Source organism: Leucobacter celer subsp. astrifaciens, assembly GCF_001273835.1.
Taxonomy (GTDB): domain Bacteria; phylum Actinomycetota; class Actinomycetes; order Actinomycetales; family Microbacteriaceae; genus Leucobacter; species Leucobacter celer.
On sequence record NZ_JHEI01000114.1, the window covers coordinates 1 to 1245 of the forward strand.

The 1245-nt window shown below is 57.5% G+C and carries 2 protein-coding genes; one reads left to right on the top strand and one right to left on the bottom strand.

Translation table 11 applies throughout. From position 1 onward, the window contains the following. Positions 1–154: 154 nt before the first annotated feature. On the bottom strand, positions 155–541 hold the full coding sequence (locus tag AMS65_RS19255; RefSeq protein ID WP_157501977.1) for a ribbon-helix-helix domain-containing protein: 387 nt from the start codon (positions 539–541) through the stop codon (positions 155–157). A 318-nt stretch (positions 542–859) separates the two neighbouring features. On the opposite strand from AMS65_RS19255, the gene AMS65_RS00390 reads away from it, so the two are divergent. Next, positions 860–1245: hypothetical protein (locus tag AMS65_RS00390; protein ID WP_157501979.1), on the top strand; the 386-nt coding region annotated here is incomplete at its 3' end.

Sequence of the window (1245 nt, forward strand, 5' to 3'; positions counted from 1 at the left end):
ACCTAAACATGCATCAGACCCAGATTTGAGCGGTACCTCGCGAAGCTCCTGGGCTACATGAATGCGTGAGCGAAATTGATGCTGCGGTGCTGCTGAGGGAGTGCCCCGGGAGAAGCCAGAGATGGCTTCAATCCCGGGGCAGGAGTAGGTGGCCCTATGAAGTGCCACCTTTGACTGGGTGATGAGCATCCGAAGAAGGTTCGGCAGCCTTTCCTTTCGCGTTCCCCGCCGAAGACGAGGGGCGAGGAGAGCTAACCTTGGAGGTTCGCGAATCTCCTCCAAAGACGGCGTCCAGTGCGTTGAGCTTCGTCGCAGTTTCCTGCTCGAGTTTCGCGCGAACTTCATCACGCCGTTTGACTACCTGTGGATCCTTCTTCGACACCTCCACCCAATGCTCCAGGGCAAGCCGGGTCTCCTCGGTCATGCTCCGGTTGTTCACTTCGGCGAGCACTTCGAGCTGAGCTCGCGTCTCGTCGCTCATACGTACCGAAAGCACTCGGTACGCTGCGCTGCCGTAAGCAGCAGGATTGCTCTCGTTCATCACGAGCCTCCTTGATGCAAGCGGCCGACAACTCTGGTGAGTTCTCTTCAAGCCGCACAGCGTCAAGGAGGGGGCCTCAGCGGTGAACGCACCGAGGCTGACACTGGTTATAGAAGTTGGCGGAAGCCTCGTCAACCGTCTGGTCGGGAATCCCATTGGGACTCAGCCCCTTATCCAGGCAAAAGGAGGGAGCTCTATAAGAACTGCCCCGACGTCTATTGCTGTGACAACTTAGCGCCTGGCGTTGCTGGTTAAGACAGCCTCCTGTTTGTCGCTGGGGCAAGCAGCGTATCCTCCTTTCTCTGCTACAAAAGGACCATGCATCCCTGGATTGACCCCGAAGCGAGGAAGTCTGTCGTGCTGCTTGGTGCTGGGGCGTCCCAACCCAAGGTGCCCCTCGCGAACCAACTCACCCAACTCGTTAAGGAAGAGCTCGATGGTGAGTTGACTGGGGACAACGCCGTCAGCATATTGTGGCGAGAGATCCGTCCCGACCTTGATGCAATTAGTGACAACGTCGAGGAGCTCTACCAAGCCATCGAGACCCTAAGTTATCAAGACATCGACCCGACACGGCACTGGGTAACTGGATTCAAGAAGTACGGCGACTATGAAGATAGCGATGCCGGCAGGACAGCGTTCCAGCAGGATGCCGGCCGGTTGACCTACATGGTTGGAAGCCGGGCATACGAGATCGTGGACGC